A 26,006-nucleotide genomic window follows, 5' to 3' on the forward strand; every position below is an offset into this window, starting at 1 on the left:
AGAAGGTTTTCAGACACAACAAGACGCCGGCAGATGCCGGCGTCTCTGTTTTCAATATCGCTGTGTTAGTGCCAGTGGCTATTTTGCTTGCACGCGAGCGATGGCATTGCATACCTGCTCCACGGCATTGAGCGCCCTCGGGGTGAAGCGGTGCAGTTCATCCGAGTTGATGAGTTGCAATCGTTGATGTTTGACCGCATCGACCATGGGCCATTGTTGCCAGTGACGTAAAGCGTCAGGATCCTGGCTACCAGCCAGAATGAGCGCAGGGTCAGACTTGATCACCTGCTCCAAATTGACCTGAGGGTAAGGGGTTCTGGCGCCAGCCATCAGGTTCTCTGCACCGCACAGTTCGATGGCCTGGGCTGGCCACGCCGAGCCGCTGACGCTGGTCAGGGGCGGATACCAGAGCTGATAAAACACCTTGATATGGTTGGGCTGACCATAACGTTGCTTGAGCGCCGCCAGTCTGGCGAGGTAGGCATCGGCCTGAGTGTTCGCTGTCTGCTCCAGGTCCAGCAGTGCTCCCAGCGCCCGAATTTCGGTGGCCAGGGAGGCAAAATCCGTGGGCTCAGAGTAGAACACCGGGATCCCCAGCTGTTCGACAGGTGCCAGCATACGGGATTGGGCAGAGCGCCAGGCCACGACCAGATCCGGTTTCTGGGCCAGCAGGGCTTCAAGGTTGATGCTGCGGTAGTTGGCCACGTGCGGGCGATCGTTCACTTCTGGCGGAAAATCCGATGCATCATCGGTGGCGACGATGCGCTCGCCTGCCCCGACGAGGAACAACAGCTCGGTCAGATGGGGGGTCAGACTGACGATGCGCATCGGTGTTGCAGCCTGCAGCGTCAACGACCAGCAGAGCAGGCAAAACAGGGCGAAATAGTTAGCCATGGAGCTGCTCCAGCACTGTGAGCAATGCGGCCAGTGCGAGCCAACCCCAGCCAATCAGTTGCAACCGGTTGAGTACGCGTAGTGCGGTGGCGGCGGCCGGGTCGCTTGGTGCATCAAATACCGGGAAGCGGAACAGGGTGTCCTGATAATAGCGGGGGCCACCCAGCCGGATGCCAAGCGAGCTGGATAGCTGGGCGAGCAAGATGCCCATGGCGGGGTAGGGCCACTGAATGGCAGTGCGCATCCTGGCGCCCAGCTGGCGCACTTGGGTCAGGCACAGGGGCAGTGCCAGCAGCAGAATGGCAGGGGTGCAGAGGGCCTGATAAAGCACGGCGGCGGCGCGGCCGAAGTGGCTGAACGTCGCTTGCTTGGGGCTCCAGCCCTGATCCATCAACTGGGCGAGTCTCCACAGCAGGGCGCCCTGAACGCCTGCCAGTGCAAACCCGAGCAAGGGACCCGCCCATTGTCCTGCCAGGCGCAGTGCACAGGTCTCGCTGACGGCCTTGGCAATCCCCATCACGGAGAGCTTGCCGGTATCGCGCCTGAGCCAGGGGGTTGCCTGCAGGCGGGCAACGACCAGCGTCTCCTGGCTTGCCAGGGAACGGGTGGCCTTGGCCAGCTCACGCAATGGACGGGACTCTATCATCAGCAACAGAAACAACAGGTCAAACAGCGGCTCGGAGAGGGAGAGGTTGCGCACAGCCCAGAGTCCGGCGGCGCATGGCAGCCAGACGACCAGCAGGGCCAGCAGGCCGGCCCGAAATTGTTGCTGAGGGGAGCCATCGGGGCGGTGAACCTTGTGGCCCAGGCGGGTCAGCAGGGGTACCAGGGCAGAGAGTCTGAACTGGGCAGGCCAGGGCAGTATGGCTTCCAGCAGCGCGGCCCCGAGCAAAATGGCCGCCGGAGTGGCGGCCATGTGTTCCAGTGTGGCGAGGTCGATCACAGCTTGCCGAGCATCTTGATGATCATCTCGGCGGAATGCTGGCCCGCCACCTCGATGAAGGCATCGAAGGATTCAACCTGTTCCTTGCCGGCGATGTCCGACATGGCGCGCACGACCAGATAGGGCACCTTGAACATGTGGCACACCTGGCCGATGGCGGCCCCTTCCATTTCGACCGCCAGCATCTGCGGGAAATCGGCACGGGCCTTGGCGATGGCGTCTGGTTTGCACATGAACTGATCACCGGTGCAGATGAGGCCAACTTTGGTCTGATGCTTGCCTTGCTCGGCGATGCAATCCTGCGCCACCGCGATCAGTTTCTTATCGCAGGGGAAGGCGGCGGGTTGCTGTGCCATCTGGCCCATCTCATAACCAAAGGCGGTCACGTCCACATCGTGAAAGCGCATCTCATCGGCGATGACCACATCACCGATGTGCAGATCCTGGGCGAAGCCGCCAGCTGAGCCTGTGTTGATGACACAATCCGGGGCAAATTTTTCCAGCAGCAGGCTGGTGGCGATACTGGCGGCGACCTTACCGATGCCGGAGCGAGTCAGGATCACCTCTTTGCCTGCCAGCTTGCCTTGATAGAATTCGCAGCCGCCCAGTTGCAGCGTGGTTGGCTCGTTCATCTGGCTGCGCAGCAGGGCCACTTCCTGTTCCATGGCGCCGATAATACCTACTTTCATCACTCACCTCGTCTCGATGGCCGCACGGCCGAATAAGTTGTTGTGGATCATAACAAAAGTTGGTGATGGCGCCGAGCATTCAGATGGCATGGGGAAAGATACGCTAGCGGTAATGCTCGACCAGGCTGGCCAGCTCCCCGCTGTTGGCGACTTGCTGCAGCGTGTTGGCAAACAGGCCAAGCCGTTCGGGCGACGTCTGCTGGTAAAACAGGATATAAAAGGGCGTTTCCTCCATGACGGTCGGGAGTATGCGGATCTGGCTGGCGAGGTTGTGCTGGCGGATATCGAATTCAAAACCCGGTGAGCGGTAATAGACGAAACGTCCCCGTTTCATCAGCAGCTTGTGGTAATTGGCTGAACTGCTGATCCCGCCGCTATCTATGATGAGACCACCTATGGTTTGCAGCCGCGCTATGGCGCCGCTGCCATGGTTGATAAGGATGGTGCCCTCCTTGCCGAGTGCTCTGACATCATCCCAGCCCTTGACCTCGACAGGGTCGTCGCTGCGCACCGCCAGGTGGTAGCGCACGGTAAACACAGGTGGTTGCAGATAGATAAACTGATGCCGACGCGCCGGGTTGTCGCCGACACCACAGATAAAATCGAGCTGGCCATGCAGCACGCTCTTCTCCAACCGCCTTAGCGGCAGGAAGGCTTGATCGCCCTGGATGCGCAGGGCGGGCTCTCGCTGCTCCATGAGGCGAAACAGGTCGACGCAGATGCCGCCGATCCGGCCATCCGGATTTCCAATGTACTTGGGCGCCGATTCCGGTTGCGCCGCCGTGTGATAAACCTCGGGGGAACTGGCTGCCCAGAGTGCAGGGGCAAGCAGGCAAAGCAGTGAGGCCACCCAGGATCTCATGTCATGCAGGCCCTCGATGAAGGCTCGGGGAGATCCCGATGCCAGCTATGTCAGTATCGTCAACGAATGAGATATCAGGCTATTTATCAGCATGTTATCAACCCAAGGCGGTGTCGAGGGTCATCATAAGGGCAAAGCCGGCCATCAGCCCCAGAGTGGCGTGGGTCTGGTGACCATTGCGGTGCGTTTCCGGGATCACCTCGTGGGAGACCACAAACAGCATGGCGCCTGCGGCCAGCCCCAGCCCTATGGGATAGGCGATGGCCATGCCGCTGGAGAGGCCGACCCCAAGCAGGGCACCGAGGGGTTCGAGCAAGCCGCTTGCTATGGCGACCAATACCGCACCCCAGGGTCTGAATCCGGCGGCGCACATGGCCAGCGCCACCGCCAGCCCTTCCGGAATGTCTTGCAGGGCGATGGCCGTGGTCAGCGGCAGCCCCACCGACATGTCCCCCTGAGAGAAGCTGACCCCGATGGCCATCCCCTCCGGCAGGTTGTGCAGAGCGATGGCAAACACGAACAGCCATACCCGGGAGCACTGCTGGTGACCTGGGCCGCAGGGGCCTGTCTTGTCGTGCTCATGGGGGGTGAACTGATCCAGCCCCAGCATCAGCAGTACCCCCAGGGTCATGCCGGCCACCACCACGGCCGCGGCGAGAAAGCCATCCCCTGTGATCCCTTCTGCTGCTTCGAGCCCCGGCAGCAGCAGGGAGAAGGCGCTGGCGGCCAGCATCATGCCGGCGGCAAAGCCCAGCATGGCGTCTTCCACTCGTTGTGGCACGGAATGCAAGAAGAGTGCCGGCAGGGCGCCGAGGGCGGTGGCGGCAAAGCCCGCTACCCCGCCGATGAGACCATAACGGACGCCTGTGCTCATATCGTCAGTCGCCAGCATGATGAGGCTCTGCAATAGCAGCAGCAAGACGGCGGCCAGCGCGATGAGCAGACCGAGGGCGGTCAGTGGGCGAGCCTGCACCTGCTCGCGCAGTTGGACTGACCAGGAGGAAACCGGCAGGGCCGATACGTTATCCATAAACTTGACCTCTCTACAGCAGATGAGGATGGCTTGTAACCATCCTGTGCATTACACCCAGCCTGACCGGCTTTGTCCATGCCCGCCCGTCGATTGTCCCCATCGGCTAAGTATTTGAAATGATTTGGTCGCTATAAAAAGTGCGTGATGAAAGTCTGGTTATGGGGAAAAACAACTTGCTTTCTCGCCGATAAATCCGGTGAAGGAGTGAGCGGTTTTATGGTAAAGTGCCGCCCTCGCGAAACCCGCCCTTCCCTTGGTCTTTCGCAACGTCCTACCTCCCGGCAGGAATGTCCGGGTATCAGCTCATACGGATGTGATCGCCACAGTGCACCTGCTTGTCAGCAGTTGAGGATCACCAGCCACCATGTTTTATAAAAATCTGTCTATCGGCAAAAAGATTGCCGTGGTTTTTGCGGTCATTGCCGCCGTCAATGTGATATTCGGTATTTTCCTTTCCAGCGAGTTGCGCGGCGTGCGCGACCGCGTGCTGAACTTTACCGACTCCACCCTGCCGAGCGTGCTCTCGGTAGAAAAATTGCTCTACGACGTCTCCTATGTGCGTCGTGCCCAGTTTGCCCTGTTGATGGTTGACGATGCCGCCGATCTGCAGGCCCGTCGTGGCCGCATCCAGGACAATGTCCAGAAGGTCGAGCGTGCTTTCCGTGCCTACGAGGCAACGGTCGGTGCCGATCATGAGCGCCAGGTATTCAATCGTGCCAAGCAGGACTGGCAACAGTACCTGAACTCGGTCAATGCCGTTGATCAGATGCTGGTGCAAGGTCAGCCTGCCGAGGCCAAGGCGTTGCTATTCCAGTCAAACGCCGCCTATGGCGCCCTGGAGCAGTCAGTCAACAACCTGGTGGAGGTGAATCTCGGCTTCGTGAAAGAGAATCGGGGCAGCCTGCTCGACAGCGTCAACATGGTGACCAGTTTTGCCATGGTGAGCATCGGCGGCTTGCTGCTGTTCATGATGGCCATGACCTGGTTCCTGACTCGCCAGATCTGTTTGCCGCTGTACGCCGTCGTGGCACAGGCCAACGCCATCGCCTCCGGTGACCTGACCCATCAGCTGGATCGTCAGCACATAGGTCGCGATGAGCTGGGCATGCTGGCCAAGGCATCCCTCAAGATGCAGGACAATCTGCGTGGTCTGATTGAAGAAGTGGTGGCTGCCGTGACTCAGCTTGGCGCCGCCATCGAAGAGGTGAGCGCCGTTTCCGAACAATCGGCGCAAGGGATCCAGAGCCAGCAGCAGGAGATCTCTCTGGTCGCGACCGCCATGACCCAGATGAAGGCGACCGTGGCCGACGTGGCCGGCAACACAGAGACAGCTTCCGAATCCGCCAGCTCTGCCAACGCCCTTGCCCGTCGCGGCAATCAGGATGTGCAGAGCTCGCTGGTGGCCATTACCCGGGTCGCCGAGGAGATTGAACAGGCGGGGACCCTGGTCGCCGAGCTGGAGCGTGAATCTGCCCAGATCAATCTGGTGGTGGACGTGATCCGCGGCATCGCCGATCAGACCAATCTGCTGGCGCTCAACGCCGCCATCGAGGCGGCTCGTGCCGGTGAGCAGGGTCGTGGCTTCGCCGTGGTGGCCGATGAGGTACGAACCCTGGCGGGTCGTACCCAGGCATCCACCGGCGAGATAGTGGCCATCATAGAAACCTTGCAGGCGCGCGCCAACCAGGCGAAAGAGGTGACAGGCCAAAGCTGTGACATGATCCGTCAGTGCGTGGTGCAGAGCGAGCAGACCAGCAACGGCATTCAGCAAATTGAAGAGGCGGTCGCCCAGATTGCCGACATGGCCATTCAGATTGCCAGTGCCTGTGGCGAGCAGGATGCTGTCTCCGATGAACTGGGTCGCAACGTGGAGCGGATCAATGAATCCTCCAACGAGGTTGCCATCGGCGCCGATCACACCGCCCGTGCCTGTCTGGAGCTGAGCCAGCTGGCCGCTGGCCTGAAGCAGACCATGGGTCGCTTCCGTCTGGCTTGATGACATGAGGGCAGTGCCGGGTCGGCTCACGCTGAGCTGGCACTGTCCCCGTTGGATTGATAACAAAACCCGGCTCAGGTCGGGTTTTGTTATTTGGCAAAGACGACAGTATTGAAAAGGCCGGCGCCCAGTGAATAAACTCCTGTTTGCGGCTGATTGAGCCAAGGTGGGCAGGTTGCAAAGGGGAGGGACTTGATATCGATTGCAAGACACTTGCTGAGTGCATGCGTATATCAAGCTCCCGGCTGAGGGAATGGTAGGTGCCGGGCAGGATTGTTTTGCGGCTTTGCAGATAAATTGCTTTGCAATAGACATAAAAAAACCCGGCCTGGACCGGGTTCAATGTGTGTGCGTTGCGGGTAACGGCTTACTTGGCCAGAGATTCCGGCAGGTTCTCACGGATCTTGCCGAGCATCTCTTTCAGGACGCGCGGGTTGGCAACCACTATGTTGCCGGAGTTTTCGTAGTTGTGACCACCCACGAAGTCGGTGACGATGGCACCGGACTCTTTGGCCAGCAGTTCACCGGCTGCGGTATCCCAAGGCTTGAGGCCGATCTCCCAGAAACCGTCGACGCGACCGGCGGCCACATAGGCCAGATCCAGCGCGGCAGAGCCGGAGCGACGGATGTCGGCACATTCGATGAACATGCTCTGGAACATCTTCAGGTAGGGCTCGATATGATGCTTCTGCTTGAATGGGAAACCGGTGGCCAGAACGGTACCAGCCAGCTCTTTGGCCTTGCCGACACGGATGCGGTAGCCGTTCAGCTGGGCGCCGTTACCACGGGTCGCGGTAAACAACTCGTCACGGATGGGATCGTAGACGACGGCTTGTTCTGTCTTGCCCTTGACGCGCAGGGCGATGGAGACGGCAAAGTGCGGAATGCCCTTGACGAGGTTGGTCGTGCCATCCAGTGGGTCAATGATCCATTGGTAGTCCGGATTGGTACCGGCAATCTCACCAGACTCTTCAGCAATGATGCTGTGTTCCGGGTAAGATTTTTTGATGGTGTGAATGATGGCCGCTTCGGCGTCACGGTCAACGTTGGTCACGAAGTCATTGCTGCCTTTCTGGATGGCCTCGATGTTTTCGGGCTGGGAAAAGGCTTTTACTACTACTTGACCGGCGTTGCGCGCAGCGCGCACGGCGATATTCAGCATCGGATGCATAGGTTCACCACTGGATGTTAAAGAACGGGGGATAAAAGGACGCGGTATGATACCAGTCTTTTCGATAATGGCAACCGTTATACGCCTTCTCCCCGACCTTGGCGACTGCCAGATCTGACGGCTCCAATACAGACTCTTTTTGGTCTAGTCTTATGGCAGTAGCCGAATAACAGGCTGCATGAGCATAGGGATGTGGATCATGAATTTGTCATTAGTCAGTCAAAAACCGTCGGCAGCAACTACCCAGGGACTGCTAGCGGCGTTGAGAGCATCAACCGGATATGGCGCTTACTTCGACGAGGTGAATATTACCCAGCCATCGCAGTGGCAGCCGGGTAAAGAGGAGGCGGCCATTCTGCTGCTCGATGGCGATACTGTCTGGCCCGAGTTCGGTTGGCAGCGAAGTGGCGATAGCTTCGGCTTGCCGGTATTGCCGCTGCTGATGCACAGGGGGGATGACTCCCTCACCATTCAGGGGCCGGATGTACGGGATCCCCGTTTTTATTTTGTCTCCAATGGCATAGCGCTGGCCGAGTCTGAACTGGCTGATCCCGCCTGCAGCCGGGTGCTATTAAACAAGCTTGAGTCCTACTTTCCGCTGCTGTCCCGCCTCATTCTGCTGCGCCAGCGCCAACCCATGGGGTTGTGCAGCTAACCTGGCGTCCTCTTTTATCGGGCTGTTCAAGCGGCGCAATATTTGTCATAACTGGCTGATATTGTGCCGCTGCTGCGAGATGCGCAGCCCACATCCAAGTTGTCTTATTGCATGTGTACATAGCACCAACCCGGATCCGGCACAAATGGGCCGAGGTTAGCCTCTGCGCCCGGGCCTGAATCACAAGGAGTCCATGATGATCGATTTTTATACCGCAGCCACCCCCAATGGTTTCAAGGTGGCGATTGCCCTCGAAGAGCTGGGCTTGCCCTATCGGGTGATCCCGCTCGATTTGTCGGCGCTGGATCAGAAAAAGCCCGAGTTTCTGGCCATCAACCCCAATGGTCGAATCCCGGCCATCGTCGATCGGGATAACGGCGATTTCGCGGTGTTCGAGTCCGGCGCCATTTTGCTCTATCTGGCAGAGAAGGCAGGCAAGTTGTTGCCGCAGGATCCCAAGCGTCGCTCCCAGGCCATCCAGTGGCTGATGTTCCAGATGGGCGGTGTCGGTCCCATGATGGGGCAGGCCAACGTCTTCTATCGCTACTTCCCGGAGAAGATCCCGGCCGCCATCGAGCGCTATCAGAAAGAGGGGCGACGCCTGTTCGAGGTGCTCGACACCCATCTGGCGGAGCACGAGTATCTGGCCGATGAGTACAGCATCGCCGATATCGCCACCTGGCCTTGGGTGCGAATCTATGACTGGAGCGGTATCTCCATCGACGGGTTGACCCATCTGCAAGCCTGGATGGCACGTATGGCGGCTCGCCCCGCCTGCCAGAAAGGGATTGCCATACCGCCGCGCAACGAGGATCCGGCCGATCTGGTCAAGCAAGCCCAGCAGATGGTGACTCGCTAAGCTGACAAGATGGCCCCGTGACGGGCCATCTTTTTTCTCGCTTCTCCCCCTTGTCTTCACATCACCATTTCCCGCCGTTGCATCATTCATGCTCGCTGAGAAGGATCGTCTGGCCCCGCTATTAACTCCCTACAAACGAGTGATTCATCAAGAGTGGAAAGTCATTCTGCCTGATTAATTGTTATGTTATAACGACAACCTTTCAGTTGATGACAATGATTATTCGGATGGAGACGATGACAAAAAAATACGCCTATTCAGGATGGTGTGCCCTGGCGTTGCTGGCAGGCATGAGTGCTGGTGCCCATGGCAAGCCGCTGACCATGGTGGGGCCATGGGAAATCCACAGCATCGACCCGGCCAGCAACGGTGTCTTTTTTACCCGTTTGCAGGTAGCCGAGACCCTGGTCGAAGTTGACAGTCAGGGAGGCTTGCAGCCGGGGCTGGCCAGTGATTGGTCCCGCTCAGAGGATGGCTTGCAGTGGCGATTCACGCTGCGCCCCCACGCCCATTTTCACGATGGCAGCAAGGTGAATACCGAGCAGGCTGCGTTTGCGTTGCAACAGGCCTGGCGCAAACCAGGGGTACTGACCAGCGCACCGATTACCGCCATTGAGGCCAAAGAGGGGGCACTGCTTGTCACCCTTGCCCACCCCTTCGCCTCGCTGGCGGCTGTGCTGGCCCATCCCAGTACCCAGATCCTGGCCAGGGGGGCCTATGACGACAAGGGGGAGGTGACGCAGGTGATTGGATCCGGCCCCTATCGCATTACCCGTTTGCAGCAGCCTCAGCGGATCGAAACAGCGCGTTTTGACCGCTGGGATGGCCCCCAGGCCGCCATCGAGCAGGTCAGCTACCTGACGGTCGGGCGCGCCGAGAGCCGTACCCTGATGGCAGAGAGTGGTCAGGCCGACATCGCATGGGGGCTGGATCCGGTCAGCATACGCCGCTTGCAACAAGCGCCCAGGGTGAGCATCGCCTCTGTGACCTTGCCACGCACCATACAGCTCAAACTCAATGGGGCCGATCCACGCCTGAGCGATCCGGCCGTGCGGCGTGCGCTCAGTCTGGCCATCAACCGCAGCGGCATGGCGGCAGCCCTGCTGCGGGATCCCGAGATGGCGGCGACCCAGCTATTTCCTCCCAGTCTGAAGGAATGGCATCAGCCCGGCTTGACACCGCTTGCCTATGACGTGCAGGCGGCGCAAGCGGCCTTTGCCGCGGCAGGCTGGCAGAAGGGGGCCGATGGCGTGCTGCACAAAGGGAAGGATCGCTTTACTCTGACCCTGCGCACCTTCCCGGATCGCCCCGAGTTGCCTCAGCTGGCGACGGCGTTGCAGGCTCAGTGGAAGGAAGTGGGTGTCGAGCTCAAGGTGGCGGTGGGCAACTCGAGCGAGATCCCGGCAGGTCATCAGGATGGCTCGCTCCAGCTCGGTCTTTATGCCCGCAACTATGCGTTGGTGCCGGATCCGCTGGTGACCCTGCTGGGGGACCTGTCCCCTGCCGGTGCCGACTGGGGGGTAATGAACTGGCAATCCCCTGTACTGACAGCTCAACTGGCGCGGCTTGGTCATGAAGCCTTGCCCACGCAAGAGGCCGCCATGCTGAGGCGTGACATCGCCGCTACCTTGCAACAGGAGTTGCCGCTGCTGCCCATTGCCTGGTATCGCCAGAGTGCAGCCGTCAGCCGCCAGCTCAAGGGTTTTGAACTGGATCCCCAAGAGCGCAGTTATTACCTGACCAGGCTGACTTGGGGGGCGCAATGACAGGCTTGCCCTTGTCTGCTGTCGTGGGCGTCCTGAGTCAGCGTCTGGTACAGGCACTGATGGTGGCGCTGCTGGTGGCCGGGCTCTGTTTTCTGATGGTGCAATCCCTGCCCGGGGATATCGCCTTTCGCATCGCCGCCGGTCGCTATGGGTATGACTATGTCACCGCAGAGGCGGCGAGCGCTGTGCGCCATGAACTGGGGCTGGCCGAGTCGGCCCTGTCCCGCTTCGGCGACTGGCTGGCCGCCTTGCTCCAGGGGGATCTGGGCAGCTCGCTGGTCACCGGGGCTCCGGTCGTCGGTGAGATTGGTCATCATCTGGGGGCGACTTTGTCGCTGGCACTGGCCGCCGTTGTGCTGGCCTTGTTGCTGGCGCTGCCCCTTGGCAGCCTGAGCGCCTTGCGTCCAGGGGGGCTCTTCGATCGGCTGACTCTGGCCTGGAGCGTACTGATGCGGGCACTGCCGCCCTTTCTGCTGGGTCTGGTGCTGATGGTGCTGCTCTCGGTGGAGCTGGGCTGGTTCAGTGCCGCCGGGCACGGGGAGGGGCACAACCTCTGGCTGCCCGCCCTTACCCTTGGGCTTGGCCTGTCCGGCGTGCTGGCCCGGGTCGTGCGAGAAAGCGTGCTCACTGTCGTGCAGTCCGATTATTACCGCTTTGCCCTCACCAAGGGGCTGTCGCCAGCACGGGTATTTCTGCGCCATGGGTTGCGCAATACCGGGGTCAGCGTCATTGCCTACACCAGCGTACAGCTGGTGCTCCTAATTGAAGGTGTGGTGGTGGTCGAGAGTCTGTTTGCCTGGCCCGGCATCGGCCATGCGCTGGTGCATGCCATCTTCTGGCGCGACGTGCCCATGGTGCAGGGCACAGTGCTGGTGCTGGCTGCGCTGTTTGTGCTGCTCAACACCCTGACCGATCTGCTCTGCCTCGCCATTGATCCTCGCGGTCCCAAGGAGTCTTGATCATGTCTCTCTCATTGAAAGCCGGCGGGAGCCTGCTCCTGCTGGTGGTGCTGTTTGCCTTGCTGGCACCGCTCATCTGGCCCGATCCTGCCGCCCAGGATCTGGTCAACTTTCTGGCCAACCCTTCCTGGCAGGAGCCCCTCGGGCGGGATCAGCTGGGGCGCAGCCTGATGGCGCGGCTGGCCGCGGCTACCCGCTTGTCGCTGCTACTGGGGATCCTGTGCGTCATGACGGCCGCCCTACTCGGTTCTCTGCTGGGTTGGCTCTCGGCCTGGCGTGGTGGTTGGGCAGACGGGCTGCTGCGCAGCCTGGCCGACGGTGTGCTGGCCCTGCCCAGCCTGCTGCTGGTGCTGTTGTTCTCCGCCATGGCTCAGGGCGGCTTTGCCATCCTCTATCTCGGTCTGGCCATGGCACAGTGGGTGGAATACTACCGGGTGGTGCGGGCCCGCAGTCGCACCTTGCTCGCATCACCCCAGGTGGAGGCGTCCCGTCTGCTCGGTTTTGGCAACGGCTATATAGTGCGCCGCCACCTCTGGCCCGAGCTGGCACCCCAGTTGCTGACCATGATGGCGTTCGGTCTGGCGGGGGCCATTCTGACCCTCTCCACCCTGGGCTTTGTCGGGGTGGGCATTCAGCCCCCCACCCCCGAGCTGGGGCTGATGATGACGGAGGCGTTGCCGCACTATCAGGAGGCTCCCCGTCTACTGCTGGCCCCCATCATGGTGATGGGATTGATGTTGCTGGCATTGGTGCTGCTCAACCAGAAGGCAGTGCCCCATCCCCGTTCTGCACAAGGAGCCAGGTCATGACTGCTATTCATATCAAGGGCGTGCAGGTTGGCGATGGCAAGCAGACCCTGCTGCAAGCGCTGGACTTGACCCTGACTCCCGGCAGTGCCCTGACCCTGGTGGGGGAGAGTGGCTCGGGCAAATCCCTGCTGGCCCATGCCCTGATGGGCACGCTGCCTGCACCGCTACTTGGGCAAGGCCAGCTTGAGGTGGCCGGTCATCACTACGATCTGGCCGAGCCCCATCAACTTCGTGCCCTGTGGGGGCGGGAGTTGGCGATGTTGCCGCAAGAGCCTGTGATGGCACTCGACCCTACCATGGGGCTGCTGTACCAAGTGGAGGAGGGCTGGCTTGCGGGATGTCAACAGGCCCGCTCGCGGGCGAGAGCCTCCCTCGAGCACCTGGGGCTTGCAGGGCGTGAGCGTCATTTCGCGCACCAGCTTTCCGGCGGCATGGCCCAGCGCGCCGCCTTTGCGGCCGCCACCCTGGGGCAGGCCCGACTGCTCATTGCCGACGAGCCCACCAAGGGGCTGGACAGTCTGGCCCGCGCCAGGCTGCAAGGGCTGCTGCTGGGCTATCTGGCGCAGGCTCGTCAGTTGTTGACCATCACCCACGACCTGACTCTGGCCCGGGCGCTGGGTGGCTGGGTGTTGGTGGTCAAGGGGGGCGAGATAGTGGAGCAAGGGCCCGCCGAGCGGGTGTTGCATCACCCGGCCCACGACTACACCCGGGCCCTGCTGGCGGCAGAGCCGGCGGCCTGGCCCAGGAAAAGTGCACCGGCCACAGGCGACTGGTTGCTCAGGGGCGAGGGGCTGACCATGGGGTATGGCGAACAGACCCTGTTCCAGGGGCTCGATGTGCAACTGGCACAAGGGGAGCGGCTTGCCATCATGGCGCCGAGCGGTGCGGGCAAGAGCACCCTCGGCAATGTGCTGCTCGGGCTGCAGCGTCCCTTGCAGGGGCATGTGCTGCGCCGGGAAGGGGTCGCTCACCATCGCTGGCAGAAACTCTATCAGGATCCTGTGCAGGCGTTTGCCAGTCGGGTGCGCCTCGGGACCCTGTTTGACGATCTGCTGCGCCGCCATCGGTTGCCCCGTCAGCGTCTCATCGATTATCTGGCGAGGCTTGGGCTCGATGAGAGCTTGCTGAGGCGTCTGCCGGGTCAGGTATCAGGGGGCGAGTTGCAGCGGTTGTCGCTGATCAGGGCCCTGTTGCTGCGCCCCGTTCTACTGTTTGCCGATGAGCCCACCTCCCGGCTCGATCCCCTCAGTCAGCAGCAGACCATGACCTGCCTGCTGGAGGAGCTGGGAGAGATCGGCTGTGCCCTGCTGCTGGTGACCCATGACGAAGCCCTGGCCGACAAGGTGGGGGAACGCTGTCTGCGGCTGGGGATGACGGCAGGCACCCAAGATGAGGGGCTGGATGTTGCCCGCGTGCGGCGGACAGTATGATGACGAGGTCTGAAGGCATCTTGTCGATGATAACCCCTTGATTTGTGTCGCTGACGGGGTGAATAACCCCGTCACATTAGAAAAACTAGGGAAAGCTGATTATAAAGATTCGTTCGTTTTTCGTGATCTGAATCACTAAGATCACCCCAAGCCAAGGGAGTGTCCTGCTCCCGGCCGGTGCGGGTTCTCCGCCTTGTATTTTCACCTTTGATTGACTCTGTTTTTTGGATCCCCTCTGCAGATTATCTGCCAGGGGAGCGGCAGCTTTTGATGATTTGCGGGACTGAGATATGTATCGGCACAGTTTTTACCCTCTGTTTTTTCTGACCATTCTCATGGTCGCTGTGGGCCAGATGACCCAGACCCTGTATGTGCCCTCCATTCCCATGATGGCGGGGGACTTCAACGTGGCCTCCGGCCAGTTGCAGGCGGTGATGGCCTGTTACCTGATCCCGTACGGGCTCTCCCAGTTTGTCTATGGTCCGCTGTCGGATCGCATCGGCCGTCGCCCCGTGCTGCTTGTCGGCATGATGGTGTTTCTGGTGGGGACACTGACCATTCAGCTGATCCCGAGCTTCACGGCCCTGCTGATCGGCAGCCTGATCCAGGGGCTGGGTACCGGTGCCGGTGGTGCGATGAGCCGGACCGTGATGCGCGACCGCTACAGCGGCGCCGAGCTCAATCGGGCCAACAGTCTGGTGAGCATGGGGGTGATCTTCTCCCCGCTGCTGGCCCCCGTGTTGGGCGGCTGGTTGACCGAGCTGTTCAACTGGCGTGCCGGCTACTGGTTCCTGTTTGGTTTTGGTGCCGTGACTACCCTGGCCCTGCTGGCCTGGTTTGGTGAAACCCTGCCGGTGGCGGCGCGTCAAGAGCGGCTGCGGGTCGGCGCCGCCTACCGCCACGTGCTGGGCAATCCACGCTTTCAGGGCAACCTGCTCTGCCTGATGGCGACCTTTGCAGGACTTGCCGTGTTTGAAGCGGCGGCAGGCGTGCTGCTCGGCGATGTGCTCAAACTGAGCGCCCGCACTGTCAGCGTATTGTTCGTGCTGCCGCTGCCCGGTTATCTGTTTGGTGCCTGGCTCTCTGCCAAGCTCAGTTTTCGCCTGAGCCAGGGCAAACTGATGCGCCTGGGCATCGCCTTCCTGGCGCTGGGGGCGCTCATCATACTGCTGCCAGGCCTGTTCGGGGTGGTGAGTGCCGCCTCTTTGGTGGGAGGCGCCGCTGTTTACTTCATCGGTAGCGGCATCCTCTATCCGACCGCGACTTCCTGCGCCATCGAACCCTTCCCGGGTCAGGCAGGGACGGCTGGCGCCATTCTCGGCGGGATGCAGAATCTGGGGGCGGGGATAGTCACCCTGCTGGCGGCTTGCTTCCCGATGGAGGGCCAGGTGACCCTGGGGGCCATCATGACGATCATGGTCCTGCTGGTAGCCCTGAGCTTTGCCTGGCTGCGCCACCATGGATCGCCCCACGAGCAGATGGCGACCTGATCCTGTCTGTGCTCCTTGCATAACGAAGAAGCCCGCCATTGGCGGGCTTCTTCGTTATTGCCCCCGGCCTATGGTGGCGTCTTCTGCCACCAGATCCAGAAAGGCCCTCATGGCGGGGGTGATGCTGTGCTGGCGAGTGAGGAAGACGGTGCTGCCGGCTTCGATCGGTTCTAGGGGGTGACAGACCAGATCAGAGAGCTGGCTGGCGGAGTGGGCGAGGCCAGCGCTGACGATGGCCCAGCCCAGCTGGTGGCGCACCGCACTCACCAGATGGAACAGGGAGTCTGTCTCCAGCACCACATTCAGGTTTATCCGTGCGCGCTCGGCGGCGAGATCCAGGTATCGGCGAAACTGCATGGAGCGGCTTGGCAGCACCAGTGGCCGGGTTTGCAGACTGGCCAGGGTCATGGGCGCAGAGGAGGGGAGGGGCTCCGCCGCGCTGCGGTTCATCAACACCGCCATCCGGTTATGACCCTGAGAGTAAAGGTTGAAGGCGTGCCTGCCGGGTTCACCGGGGGGCTCGTCAAACCCCAGACCTATGTCGCACTGGTGCAGCGCCAGCTGTGACAACAGGGCTTCGTTGCTCAGCACCGACAGGCGAATGACGATATCTGGGTAGCGCTGCTTGCACCTGGCAATGAGCGGCATGATGTCGACATTGGATTGGGGCACTATGCCGATGCGCAAGGTGCCCGACAGTTCGCCGTGAAACAGCGCCAGCTCCTGCTTGAGCGCCTCCTGTTCCAGCAGCATCCGCTCGGCGTACTGGCGCACCAGCTCGCCCGCCTCGGTGAGGGCGACGAACTGGCTGGTGCGCACCACCAGATCCGTGCCCAGGTTTTTTTCCAGTGCTGTTATGCTGGCCGACAGGGTCGGCTGGGTGATGTGGCAGGCTTTGGCGGCCTTGGCAAAATGCCGATGCCTGGCCAGTTCGTGGAAATAGTGCAGTTGCTTGATGTTCATCGCGATCTTGCGAGGCGTCTGGCGGGGTGATAGTTCAAATTAATCAATTGAAAATTCATCGTCAATAGAGTGATTCTATCGAGAGATAGATTTAATTCATTGGTTTTGCCGGTGCGGCCTCTCTAAACTTGAATGCAGTTTGCATTTTTAGGCCAACCTTTCATGCCAGCAGCCAACCCCATGGTTCAACCTGCCGTCCACCATGCCTTGCCTTCGCTGGATCATCTGGTGGAAGAGGTGGCGGTATCCATCAATATCAATGGCATCAACCATGCGGTGATGATGGCGACACCGGACGATCTCGACGATTTTGCCATAGGATTTCTGTTCTGCGAGTCGATCATCCGGCACAACCACGATGTGCACGATATCCGGGTATCCCCCGCTGAACATGGCTTTGTGCTGGATGTTACCATCGCCAATCGTTGTCTGGCGCAGCTACAGCAGCGTCGGCGCAGGCTGACCGGCGCCACCGGCTGCGGCATCTGCGGGGTGGAGGCGGTCGAGCAGGCGTTTCCCCCCTTGCCAGCACTGCCGCTCACCCCACCCCTTGATGTCGCCTTGCTGGCCGAACTGCGCCCGCAGATCGCCCGCTGGCAGCTCAAAGGGCAGCACTCTGGCGCCCTCCATGCGGCGCTGGCGCTGGATGAGCAGGGGCTGATCCTCCATTGCCGCGAAGATATAGGGCGCCACAATGCTCTCGACAAGCTGATCGGTCTCCTGTTGCGCCAACCACAGGCCTGCGACACCCTGGTGGTGACCAGTCGCTGCGGCAGCGAGCTGGTGCAAAAAGCAGCGCTGTTCGGCGCTCGCCACCTCGTTTGTCTGGCGTCCCCTAGCCAGCTGGCGGTCAGGCTGGCCCTCAAATACAACCTCAATGTCGTCCATATTCCCAAGTTTGATACCCCGGTCAGCTACTCCAGCTATCGCCCGGCGGATCCCATCGGAGAGTGCCATGAGTCATATTGAAAAACCTGCCAAAGCAGGCGGTTTCTCGTCCCTGCAGTCCACCATGAAGCAGGTGTTGCGCAGCCAGAAGACCCGCCAGAACATCAAAAATCTGCTGCGGGTCAACCAGACCGATGGCTTCGACTGTCCGGGCTGCGCCTGGGGCGACAACGATCACGGCGCCTTCCAGTTTTGCGAAAACGGGGCCAAGGCGGTGGCCTGGGAGTCTACCGGCAAGACGGTGGGGGCCGCGTTTTTTGCGGCCCACTCGGTGCGCCAGCTGGCCACCCAGAGCGACTACTGGCTGGAGTATCAGGGGCGGCTGACCGAGCCCCTGCGCTACAACCCGGCGACCGATCACTATGAACCGATAAGCTGGGATGAGGCCTTTTCGCTGATCGCCGATACCCTCAAGGGGCTCGACAGCCCGGATGAGGTGGAGTTCTACACCTCGGGGCGCGCCAGTAACGAGGCTTCCTACCTCTATCAGTTGTTTGGCCGCCTGTTTGGCACCAACAACTTCCCCGACTGCTCCAACATGTGCCACGAGGCGAGCGGGGTGGCGCTGACTCAGTCGGTCGGCGTCGGCAAGGGCACTGTGGTGCTGGATGATTTTGACCGTGCCGAGGCGGTGTTCGTCTATGGCCAGAACCCGGGTACCAACCATCCGCGCATGATGAATGCCCTGCGCAAGGCGGCGCGCAACGGCTGCAAGATTGTCAGCTTCAACAACCTCAAAGAGGTGGCCCTCGAGCGTTTTGCCAGTCCGCAGAGCCCCCTTGAGCTGCTGACCCCGGCGGCCACCACCATCAGCCATCAATACCTGACGCCCAAACTGGGCGGCGACATGGCCGCTATCCGCGGCATGGCCAAATACATGCTGGAAGAGGCGCCCGAGGTGGTGGATCGCGACTTCATCGCCCGCCATACCCGTCATTTTGACGAGTACGAGGCGCAGGTGCGCGCCACCGGCTGGGTCGAGATCGAGCAGCAATCCAGCCTTTCCCGCGCCGATATTGTGCAGGCTGCCCGGGTGTTTGCCGCCAGCCGCAGCGTCATCAGCTGCTGGGCCATGGGGCTGACCCAGCATCTGCACTCGGTCGACACCATCCGCGAGATAGTCAACCTGCACCTGATGCGCGGCCAGATGGGCAAGCCGGGGGCAGGGCTCTGTCCGGTACGGGGCCACAGCAATGTGCAGGGCAACCGCACCATGGGGATCAACGAGAAGCCGACCGCAGCCTTTATCGAGCGGCTCGAGCGCCATCTGCAGGTGAGCCTGCCCAGGGCTCGTGGTCACAACGTCTATGAGGCGCTCAAGGCATTGCACGAGGGCAAGAGCAAGGTGCTCATCTGCCTGGGTGGCAACCTGGCTGCGGCAGCACCCGACACCGACTTCACCTACGGAGCCATGAAGAGGGCCGCGCTCAATATACAGATCAGCACCAAGCTCAACCGCAGCCATCTGCAGGTGGGCAAGGCGGCGCTGATCCTGCCCTGTCTGGGTCGTACCGAGCTCGATATCCAGCGCACGGGCAACCAGAAAATCACGGTGGAGGATACTTTCAGCATGGTGCACGCCTCGACCGGTACGGCCGAGCCGGTGTCGCCGCTCTGCTTGTCAGAGACCGACATAGTGGCGCGGATGGCCCACGCTACTCTTGGCAGCGAGCGGGTCGATTGGTTGGCGCTGCGCGATGACTATGGCCGCATCCGCGATCTCATCGAGCAGACCATCGCAGGTTTCACCGATTTCAATACCCGCATCCAGCAGCCGTGTGGCTTTCATCTGGACAACGCCGCGGCGCAACTGACGTGGAATACCGCCAGCGGCAGCGCCGAGTTTCGCGCCAGCACCCTGCCGCGTTCTGTGTTGCCGGAGTGTACCCGCCATGCCGAACAGATGAGCGAACAGCCGGTCTTGCTGCTGCAAAGCCTGCGATCCCATGATCAGTACAACACCACCATCTACGGCATGGACGATCGCTATCGCGGCATCAAGGGCCAGCGCAACGTGGTGTTTATGAACGGGGCGGATGCCCGCCGCCTCGGTTTTGCCGAAGGGGATAGGGTCGATATGGCGGCCATCTGCAACGACGGGCGCGAGCGGATCGTTACCGGATTCAATGTGGTGATCTACGAGATCCCGCAGGGCAATATCGCGGCTTATTATCCCGAAACCAACCCGCTGGTGCCCATCGACAGCATAGGGGAGGGCTCGTATACCCCCACCTCCAAGTCGATACCCGTGCTGGTGACAGCCTCTCGTCAGCAGGAAAATCTGCTGCTGAGCAAATGAGATAGCGCTGCCGTGCCGGTTGGTGAGTGATCTTCAAGCAAAGAAAAAGCCCGTCATCGTGATGACGGGCTTTTTGCTGTTGGTACCCCGGAGATGCCGTTGCCGGTTTGGGCCCTTGAACCGTAGGTTCAAGGCGGGAATCGAATCTGACCGCAGGCTTCTCGGTCGTGCCGAGCATGCGCAATAGCCAGAAGGCCGATCCCCTGTTGGGTATGATTATCGGCTCGGGGACTTGAACCGGCTGACGCACATCCCAGGGAATTTTAAAACGTTGCGCGATTAGGGCTGCTGGCCCTGTTCGCTGGATTCGCCATACTGTCCGTGTTCGATCAGCGCCGCTTCTATGGTGCGTTGCAGCATCTTGATCCGCTTGTCCATGGTCTCAGAGTATTGGTGATTCTTCTCTTTTTCAAGGCAGAGCTCATGGCAAAAATTGAGTGCTGCCATCACCGCCAGCTGTTCGTTGCTGGAGACCTTGGAGCGCTGACGCAGCTCTATGAGTTTGTCAGTCAGCTGGTCGGCGGCCTGGCGCAGGGCGTCCTGCTGTCCCAAGGGACAGGATACCTTGTAGGGACGTCCCAAAATGACGATTTCTACGGCCTCTGTGCTCATGCCTTCCTCAATACGGCGGTGCTGATTTCCGCCTTTATCCACGTGGACAACTGGGCGGGACTATATAGCGCAGATGCAGAAGTTTCAAGGCCTTGCTGGCTCTGGAAGGGGGAGAATGCTAGGATCCTGACCATTAATTCTGCATATTTGCCTGAACTTTGAGCGGATCTTCGATGAGCAAAACGAACCCCCTGAAATACACGGCCGTGGCCGACCTGATGGAACAGCATGAGCTGATGGCAACGGCGGTAGAGGCCCATGGCGTGATCTGCGGTCTCGTCTGCGGTGGCGTGGCACTGGATGACAAGAGCTGGTTGCCGCCTTTCAACGATCTGGTCAACGACGGTTTCGGCCTGCCAGCCCCGGTGCGCCAGGTGATGACAGATCTCTATCACGAGATAGTCGAGAGCCTGATGGCCCAGAAGGGTGTCGAGCTGCTGCTGCCAAGCGACGAGGCGCCGCTCGACGAGCGCATCGATTCGCTGGTGGACTGGTCCCAGGCATTCCTGGCCGGTTTTGGTGTGGCGCAGCAGGAGCTGTCCAAAGCGTCTGAAGAGTTGCAGGAGATGATTCAGGACATCGCCAGCATCACCCAGGTTTCTGCCGAGTTCGATCAGGAGGATGACGAGAACGAAGCCTCCTTCCTGGTGCTCTACGAGCATGTGCGCCTGGGGGTCATGATGACCTTCGAGGAGTTTGGCAAACGCCCGGATACCCCGATCGCACCGCCGACCTTGCATTGATTGGCCCTTGCGATCGTCACTGCGACAGAAACAGCATAAAACAACGCAGAGCGCCCAGGTGGCGCTCTGCTTTTATCCGGCCGGGTTGCAGGTGTCGGCTTGCCGACATAGTCCGGCAGGTTTTCGATTGCGTCATGGCCGCCCCCCCGATTTTTGCCCGTGGCTTCGCATCCTGGCCCACTGCTTTGTGATAGCATGAGGCCACGTTTTAGCTTCTCCCTCTCATCTCATGTCTCAATCTGATCTGGTTCACGTCGATGTGGCTATCGTCGGCGGTGGAATGAGTGGCGCCGTGCTGGCGCTCTCCCTCGCAGCGCTACGAGGTGCTGATGGCAAGCCCCTGCAGATCCTGCTGCTGGAGGCGAGTGCCCCCGAGCTCACGCTTCACCCTGGCTTCGATGCCCGTGCCATAGCGCTCTCTGCAGGCACCTGCGAGGCGCTTGCCCGCCACGGACTCTGGCCTCGCTTCGCCCCTCACTGCTCCCCCATCACCCAGGTTCATGTCTCGGATCGGGGCCATTGTGGTCAGGCCAGACTGTCGGCGACGGAATATGGTTTGCCCGCGCTCGGTCAGGTGATTGAGCTATCGGCGGCAGGGATTGAGTTGCAACAGGCGATCGCAGCCTGCCCGCAGATCCGGATGCAGTGCCCGGCCATGCTGGCCAGGGTCGAGCCGCTGGAAGAGGGGGTGGATTTACTGCTGGCCAGCGGTGAGCGTTATCAGACCCGACTGCTGGTGGCGGCCGATGGCGGCAACTCCTTCGTGCGCCAGCACTTCAAGATGGCGGTGACCCGCCACGATTTTGAGCAGAGCGCCATCATAGCTACCGTCAAGACGGCGCAGGATCCTGCCGGTCGGGCGTTCGAGCGCTTCACCGAGGGGGGCCCGCTGGCCTTGTTGCCGATGCAGGAGGGGCTCTCCTCTCTGGTGTGGAGCGTCGGGCGGGATCAGGTGGATGAACTGATGGCGCTCGATGAAGCCGCGTTTCTCGCCCGGCTGCAACAGGCGTTTGGCTGGCGGCTGGGGCGCTTCGAGCGGGCCGGTCAGCGCCACGTTTATCCGTTGGTGCTAACGGCGGCTGACTATCCACTGGCCCAGCGCACCGTGCTGGTGGGCAATGCCGCTCACCTGCTGCACCCTATCGCAGGGCAGGGCTTCAACCTCGGCATGCGCGACCTTGACCTGCTCACCCAGGCGGTCGCTCGTGCGTTTGCAGTGGGGGAGGACATCGGCAGTTTCGGCGTGCTGAGCGGCTACTGGCAGCAACGCAAGGAGGATCAGGCCCAGACCATCTGGCTCACCTCCTCCCTGGCACAGCTCTTCTCCAATGGTCATGAGCCCCTGGTGGCGGGCCGCAACCTCTTGCTCTCCCTGATGGGGCGGCTGACTTGTCTCAAGGCGCCGCTGGCTTCCCGCACTCTGGGGTTTGTGGCCGACCTGTGCCGTAAATAAGGTGTGCCGCCCATAGGCGGCAGCAAACCGCGTATTGAACGGGGTCGATGCCAATGGGCGTCCCCTGCTGACCCTGTCGGTCAGCCACGAAAGGAACAGATGATGCAGATGCAAAACGTGGATGTGGTGATTGTGGGAGGTGGCATGGTGGGCCTGGGGCTCGCCGCCGCACTCAAGGAGAGCGGCCTCAAGATTGCCATCGTGGAGGGGCAGTTGCCCGAACCCCAGCTAGGCGAGGCACCGGACAACCGGGTCAGTGCCCTGAGTCTGGCCAGCCAGCGCATCTTGCAGCAGGTTGGCGCCTGGGCCGGTATCGAGGCGCGCCGCCTGCAGCCCTACGAGAAGATGCAGGTGTGGGAGCAAGACAGCTTCGGCCAGATTGGTTTTGATGCCGCCAGCCTGCGCCAGGCGGCGCTCGGCCACATAGTCGAGAATCGGGTCATCCAGCTGGCGCTGCTGGAGGCGATCCTCGGTGACAGTAACGGGGAGGCGAGCAACACGAGCAACACCAGCCTGCTGAGCCCCGCCCGGGCAGCCAGCCTGCAAAGTGGCGAGGCGGGGTCGCTCCTGCTGCTGGACGATGGCCGCGCGCTGTCTGCCAAGCTGGTGGTGGCCGCCGATGGCGCCCACTCCTGGGTGCGCCGGCAGGCCGACATTCCGCTCACCAGCTGGGATTACGGCCACCATGCCCTGGTGGCGACGGTACGCTGTGCCGAGCCCCATGAGGCGGTGGCCCGCCAGATCTTCACCCCGGAGGGGCCGCTCGCCTTCCTGCCCCTGTGGCAACCCAACCTCTGCTCCATCGTCTGGTCCGTGCCCGCCACCCGGGCCGAGGCGCTGTGCGCCTGCGATGATGAACAGTTCAACCGCCAGCTCACCACCGCTTTCGATGGGCGGCTGGGATTGTGCAAGGTGGAAGGGGCGCGCAACGCCATTCCGCTCACCGCCCGCTATGCTCGCGACTTCGCCCGCGAGCGGCTGGTGCTGGTGGGGGATGCGGCCCACACCATACATCCGCTGGCGGGGCTGGGGGTCAACCTCGGCCTGCTGGATGCCGCCGCGCTGGCCGAGCAGATAGTGCAGAGCCAGCGTGCTGGCATTGATATCGGTCTGCTGGCCAACTTGCGCGGCTATGAGCGCTGGCGCAAGAGCGAGGCTGCCCGCATGTTGGCGGCGATGGAAGGGCTCAAGCGACTGTTCAGCGGGGCCAACCCCCTCAAGAAGCTGGTACGCGGGGTGGGATTGTGCGCCTTCGATGCGCTGGTGCCGCTCAAGCAGGGAGTGATCCGGGCTGCCATGGGGCTCGATGGCGAACTGCCTGCGCTGGCCAAGGGTGAAAAAATCTAATACTACTCAGGTTTTTTTACAACAAAACTAATGTGACGAGGCTGATGACCCATTTTGGGCATCAGCCTTTAATCTGGGTGGCAGGCGAAACGTTTTTCTTCAAATTGTGACGAAACGGTAAAAATCAAAATTTAATCTCGTGTGAGTCGCTGTTCGACTGTTTTTATCACTGTTTTTACCTTAGTGTCTGGGGTCTGTTTACTGGCGGTGGATTAGTTTTTTTTGAGCGGCGCGCTCGCCCTCTTGTCATATAATCCGCTGCGTTCAAGGAATCACTCTTGCCCCGCGGGGCTGGAACGAGCACAGACTCCGACTGTCTCTTCTCTTTCTGTTGCACAGGCGATTGACCGTACTGTTGGCTGTCAGAGGAAGGCGGATTGCGAGTGTTGTCGCGAACGCTTAAGGAAACACAGCGATGATCCAGACTACAGTACTGCATCCCAAGCACCTGGAAGCCGGCGCCAAAATGGTGGACTTCCACGGTTGGGAAATGCCCATCAACTACGGCTCCCAGCTGGAAGAGCACCACGCGGTGCGCACCGATGCCGGCATGTTCGACGTCTCCCACATGACCATAGTCGACTTGACCGGCGAACGGGTCAAAGCCTTCCTGCAACACCTGCTGGCCAACGACGTGGCCAAACTCACAGTCCCGGGCAAGGCCCTCTACAGCGGCATGCTCAACCCCGATGGCGGCGTCATCGATGACCTCATTACCTATTATCTGACCGATACCTTCTACCGTCTGGTGGTGAACTCCGCCACTCGCGAGAAGGATCTGGCCTGGATCCGCCACCACGCCATCGATTTTGCCGTGAGCGTGACCGAACGCCCCGAACTCGCCATGATCGCGGTACAGGGCCCCAACGCCAAGGCCAAGGCGGCCAAGGTGTTCACCCCTGAGCAGAACGCGGCAGTAGAAGGCATGAAGCCCTTCTTCGGCGTGCAGGCAGGGGATCTCTTTATCGCCACCACAGGTTACACAGGTGAAGACGGTTATGAAATCGTGGTGCCGCAAGAGAAGGCGTGTGACCTGTGGCAGGCGCTGCTGGATAACGGCGTGGCCCCGTGCGGACTGGGTGCCCGCGATACCCTGCGTCTCGAAGCCGGCATGAACCTCTACAGCCAGGATATGGACGAAAGCATCAGCCCGCTCGCCGCCAACATGGCCTGGACCCTGGCCTTCGAGCCGGCCTCCCGCCAGTTTATCGGTCGCGCCGCGCTGGAAGCACAAAAAGCGGCGGGTACCCAGCCCAAGCAGGTCGGTCTGGTGATGGAAGAGAAGGGCGTACTGCGTGCCGGCATGCCAGTCACCTTCACCACCGCCAGCGGCGAGAAACGGGAAGGTGTGATCACCTCCGGCTCTTTCTCGCCGACCCTGGGCTACAGTATTGCCCTGGCGCGGGTGCCCCGCGATATCGGCGAGCAGGCCGAGGTGGAGATCCGCAAGAAGCTGGTCACCGTCAAAGTCACCAAGCCCGCTTTCGTGCGCAACGGCCAGAAACTGGTGTAACAACCCCATTGCGGCGAAGGGGATCGCCTTCGCCAGTACCCCTTGTACCCCCTCCAGGTACAAGTGATCCAAGTGAATAAGGAAGCACAAATGAGCCATATCCCGAGCGAACTGAAATATGCCACCTCCCACGAGTGGATCCGTGTTGAAGCCAACGGCGAGGCCGTGGTCGGTATCACAGAGCACGCCCAGGATCTGCTGGGAGACATGGTATTTGTCGACCTGCCGGAAGTGGGCAAGCAAATTGGTGCCGGTGATGACTGCGCCGTGGCCGAGTCGGTCAAGGCCGCCTCTGACATCTACAGCCCGGTGAGTGGCGAGATTGTTGCCATCAACGAGGAGCTGGAAGGCAGCCCTGAGCTGGTCAACTCAGACCCCTACGGCGCTGGCTGGCTGTTCCGCATCAAGCTGGACGACGCGGGTGAGCTCGCCAACCTGCTGGATGCTGAAGGCTACCAGAACCTGGTGGACGAAGAGTAATGCCCCCGGGCCCTGCCAACACGGCAGGGCCTGTTTGTATGTCTGCCAGCCGGACCCGTACCGGCCGGCATCAGGGTGAAGTCGCCCGCGCC

23 protein-coding genes and 1 other RNA gene are annotated in these 26,006 nt (G+C 61.1%); 15 read left to right on the forward strand and 9 right to left on the reverse strand.

Annotated elements, in window-relative coordinates:
- Positions 1-78: 78 nt before the first annotated feature.
- The 5 genes from GWQ27_RS04180 to GWQ27_RS04200 form a co-directional block, all read right to left on the reverse strand.
- A complete protein-coding gene (locus GWQ27_RS04180) occupies positions 79-894 on the reverse strand; it encodes a cobalamin-binding protein (protein WP_275906744.1) in 816 nt (271 codons plus the stop codon).
- Complete coding sequence (locus GWQ27_RS04185) at positions 887-1,837, reverse strand: cobalamin biosynthesis protein (RefSeq protein ID WP_275906745.1); 951 nt, start codon at positions 1,835-1,837, stop codon at positions 887-889. The genes GWQ27_RS04180 and GWQ27_RS04185 overlap by 8 nt, the downstream gene beginning before the upstream one ends.
- Positions 1,834-2,526 carry a 5'-methylthioadenosine/S-adenosylhomocysteine nucleosidase gene (gene mtnN / locus GWQ27_RS04190; protein WP_275906746.1) on the reverse strand — a complete coding sequence of 231 codons (693 nt, stop codon included), beginning with the start codon at positions 2,524-2,526 and terminating at the stop codon, positions 1,834-1,836. The genes GWQ27_RS04185 and mtnN overlap by 4 nt, the downstream gene beginning before the upstream one ends.
- A 103-nt stretch (positions 2,527-2,629) precedes the next feature.
- Positions 2,630-3,388 carry a transporter substrate-binding domain-containing protein gene (locus GWQ27_RS04195; protein ID WP_275906747.1) on the reverse strand — a complete coding sequence of 253 codons (759 nt, stop codon included), beginning with the start codon at positions 3,386-3,388 and terminating at the stop codon, positions 2,630-2,632.
- A 97-nt stretch (positions 3,389-3,485) separates the two neighbouring features.
- Positions 3,486-4,418, reverse strand: coding sequence for a ZIP family metal transporter (locus GWQ27_RS04200; protein ID WP_275906748.1), 933 nt, complete (start codon positions 4,416-4,418; stop codon positions 3,486-3,488).
- 367 nt (positions 4,419-4,785) lie between these two features.
- Between GWQ27_RS04200 and GWQ27_RS04205 the strand changes: the two genes are divergently transcribed.
- Complete coding sequence (locus tag GWQ27_RS04205) at positions 4,786-6,417, forward strand: methyl-accepting chemotaxis protein (protein WP_021138566.1); 1,632 nt, start codon at positions 4,786-4,788, stop codon at positions 6,415-6,417.
- A 367-nt stretch (positions 6,418-6,784) separates the two neighbouring features.
- Here the strand turns inward: GWQ27_RS04205 and suhB are convergent, their stop codons facing one another.
- Positions 6,785-7,588 (reverse strand): inositol-1-monophosphatase, encoded by an 804-nt coding sequence (gene suhB, locus GWQ27_RS04210; RefSeq protein ID WP_005310327.1) that lies wholly within the window; start codon positions 7,586-7,588, stop codon positions 6,785-6,787.
- Positions 7,589-7,787: 199 nt separating this feature from the next.
- On the opposite strand from suhB, the gene GWQ27_RS04215 reads away from it, so the two are divergent.
- From GWQ27_RS04215 to emrD, 7 genes are all read left to right on the forward strand, one after another.
- Positions 7,788-8,243, forward strand: coding sequence for a hypothetical protein (locus tag GWQ27_RS04215; RefSeq protein ID WP_011898874.1), 456 nt, complete (start codon positions 7,788-7,790; stop codon positions 8,241-8,243).
- 196 nt (positions 8,244-8,439) lie between these two features.
- The gene (locus GWQ27_RS04220; RefSeq protein WP_021139807.1) at positions 8,440-9,102 is read left to right on the forward strand and encodes a glutathione S-transferase N-terminal domain-containing protein; all 663 of its coding nucleotides are present in this window, start codon (positions 8,440-8,442) and stop codon (positions 9,100-9,102) included.
- A 236-nt stretch (positions 9,103-9,338) separates the two neighbouring features.
- On the forward strand, positions 9,339-10,868 hold the full coding sequence (locus GWQ27_RS04225) for an ABC transporter substrate-binding protein (RefSeq protein ID WP_275906749.1): 1,530 nt from the start codon (positions 9,339-9,341) through the stop codon (positions 10,866-10,868).
- Positions 10,865-11,827: an ABC transporter permease gene (locus GWQ27_RS04230; protein ID WP_275906750.1), complete on the forward strand. Its 963-nt coding sequence runs from the start codon at positions 10,865-10,867 to the stop codon at positions 11,825-11,827. Before GWQ27_RS04225 ends, GWQ27_RS04230 begins: the two co-directional genes overlap by 4 nt.
- A gap of 2 nt (positions 11,828-11,829) precedes the next feature.
- On the forward strand, positions 11,830-12,636 hold the full coding sequence (locus tag GWQ27_RS04235) for an ABC transporter permease (RefSeq protein ID WP_275906751.1): 807 nt from the start codon (positions 11,830-11,832) through the stop codon (positions 12,634-12,636).
- The gene (locus GWQ27_RS04240; protein ID WP_275906752.1) at positions 12,633-14,066 is read left to right on the forward strand and encodes an ATP-binding cassette domain-containing protein; all 1,434 of its coding nucleotides are present in this window, start codon (positions 12,633-12,635) and stop codon (positions 14,064-14,066) included. The genes GWQ27_RS04235 and GWQ27_RS04240 overlap by 4 nt, the downstream gene beginning before the upstream one ends.
- 290 nt (positions 14,067-14,356) lie before the next feature.
- A complete protein-coding gene (emrD, locus tag GWQ27_RS04245) occupies positions 14,357-15,556 on the forward strand; it encodes a multidrug efflux MFS transporter EmrD (RefSeq protein WP_275906753.1) in 1,200 nt (399 codons plus the stop codon).
- Between the two features lie 54 nt (positions 15,557-15,610).
- On the opposite strand, the gene GWQ27_RS04250 is transcribed toward emrD, so the two are convergent.
- Positions 15,611-16,519, reverse strand: coding sequence for a LysR family transcriptional regulator (locus GWQ27_RS04250; RefSeq protein ID WP_275906754.1), 909 nt, complete (start codon positions 16,517-16,519; stop codon positions 15,611-15,613).
- A 180-nt stretch (positions 16,520-16,699) separates the two neighbouring features.
- Here GWQ27_RS04250 and GWQ27_RS04255 point away from each other — a divergent pair, with 180 nt between their 5' ends.
- Complete coding sequence (locus GWQ27_RS04255) at positions 16,700-17,488, forward strand: formate dehydrogenase accessory sulfurtransferase FdhD (RefSeq protein WP_219592145.1); 789 nt, start codon at positions 16,700-16,702, stop codon at positions 17,486-17,488.
- Positions 17,475-19,766, forward strand: coding sequence for an FdhF/YdeP family oxidoreductase (locus GWQ27_RS04260; protein ID WP_275906755.1), 2,292 nt, complete (start codon positions 17,475-17,477; stop codon positions 19,764-19,766). Before GWQ27_RS04255 ends, GWQ27_RS04260 begins: the two co-directional genes overlap by 14 nt.
- 80 nt (positions 19,767-19,846) lie before the next feature.
- Here the strand turns inward: GWQ27_RS04260 and ssrS are convergent.
- A non-coding RNA gene (gene ssrS / locus GWQ27_RS04265) (6S RNA) lies at positions 19,847-20,029 on the reverse strand.
- Between the two features lie 16 nt (positions 20,030-20,045).
- A complete protein-coding gene (zapA, locus tag GWQ27_RS04270) occupies positions 20,046-20,378 on the reverse strand; it encodes a cell division protein ZapA (protein ID WP_005310350.1) in 333 nt (110 codons plus the stop codon).
- Positions 20,379-20,551: 173 nt separating this feature from the next.
- Here zapA and GWQ27_RS04275 point away from each other — a divergent pair, with 173 nt between their 5' ends.
- The 5 genes from GWQ27_RS04275 (at position 20,552) to gcvH (ending at position 25,914) form a co-directional block, all read left to right on the forward strand.
- On the forward strand, positions 20,552-21,121 hold the full coding sequence (locus GWQ27_RS04275) for a UPF0149 family protein (RefSeq protein ID WP_017411397.1): 570 nt from the start codon (positions 20,552-20,554) through the stop codon (positions 21,119-21,121).
- 229 nt (positions 21,122-21,350) lie between these two features.
- Complete coding sequence (gene ubiH, locus GWQ27_RS04280) at positions 21,351-22,574, forward strand: 2-octaprenyl-6-methoxyphenyl hydroxylase (protein WP_275906756.1); 1,224 nt, start codon at positions 21,351-21,353, stop codon at positions 22,572-22,574.
- A gap of 102 nt (positions 22,575-22,676) precedes the next feature.
- Positions 22,677-23,921, forward strand: coding sequence for an FAD-dependent 2-octaprenylphenol hydroxylase (locus tag GWQ27_RS04285; RefSeq protein ID WP_275906796.1), 1,245 nt, complete (start codon positions 22,677-22,679; stop codon positions 23,919-23,921).
- 415 nt (positions 23,922-24,336) lie between these two features.
- Complete coding sequence (gene gcvT, locus GWQ27_RS04290; RefSeq protein ID WP_043136808.1) at positions 24,337-25,434, forward strand: glycine cleavage system aminomethyltransferase GcvT; 1,098 nt, start codon at positions 24,337-24,339, stop codon at positions 25,432-25,434.
- A gap of 90 nt (positions 25,435-25,524) precedes the next feature.
- On the forward strand, positions 25,525-25,914 hold the full coding sequence (gene gcvH / locus GWQ27_RS04295; protein WP_005310365.1) for a glycine cleavage system protein GcvH: 390 nt from the start codon (positions 25,525-25,527) through the stop codon (positions 25,912-25,914).
- Positions 25,915-26,006 lie beyond the last annotated feature (92 nt).

This window comes from Aeromonas sp. 5HA1, assembly GCF_029237245.1.
GTDB lineage: Bacteria > Pseudomonadota > Gammaproteobacteria > Enterobacterales > Aeromonadaceae > Aeromonas > Aeromonas salmonicida.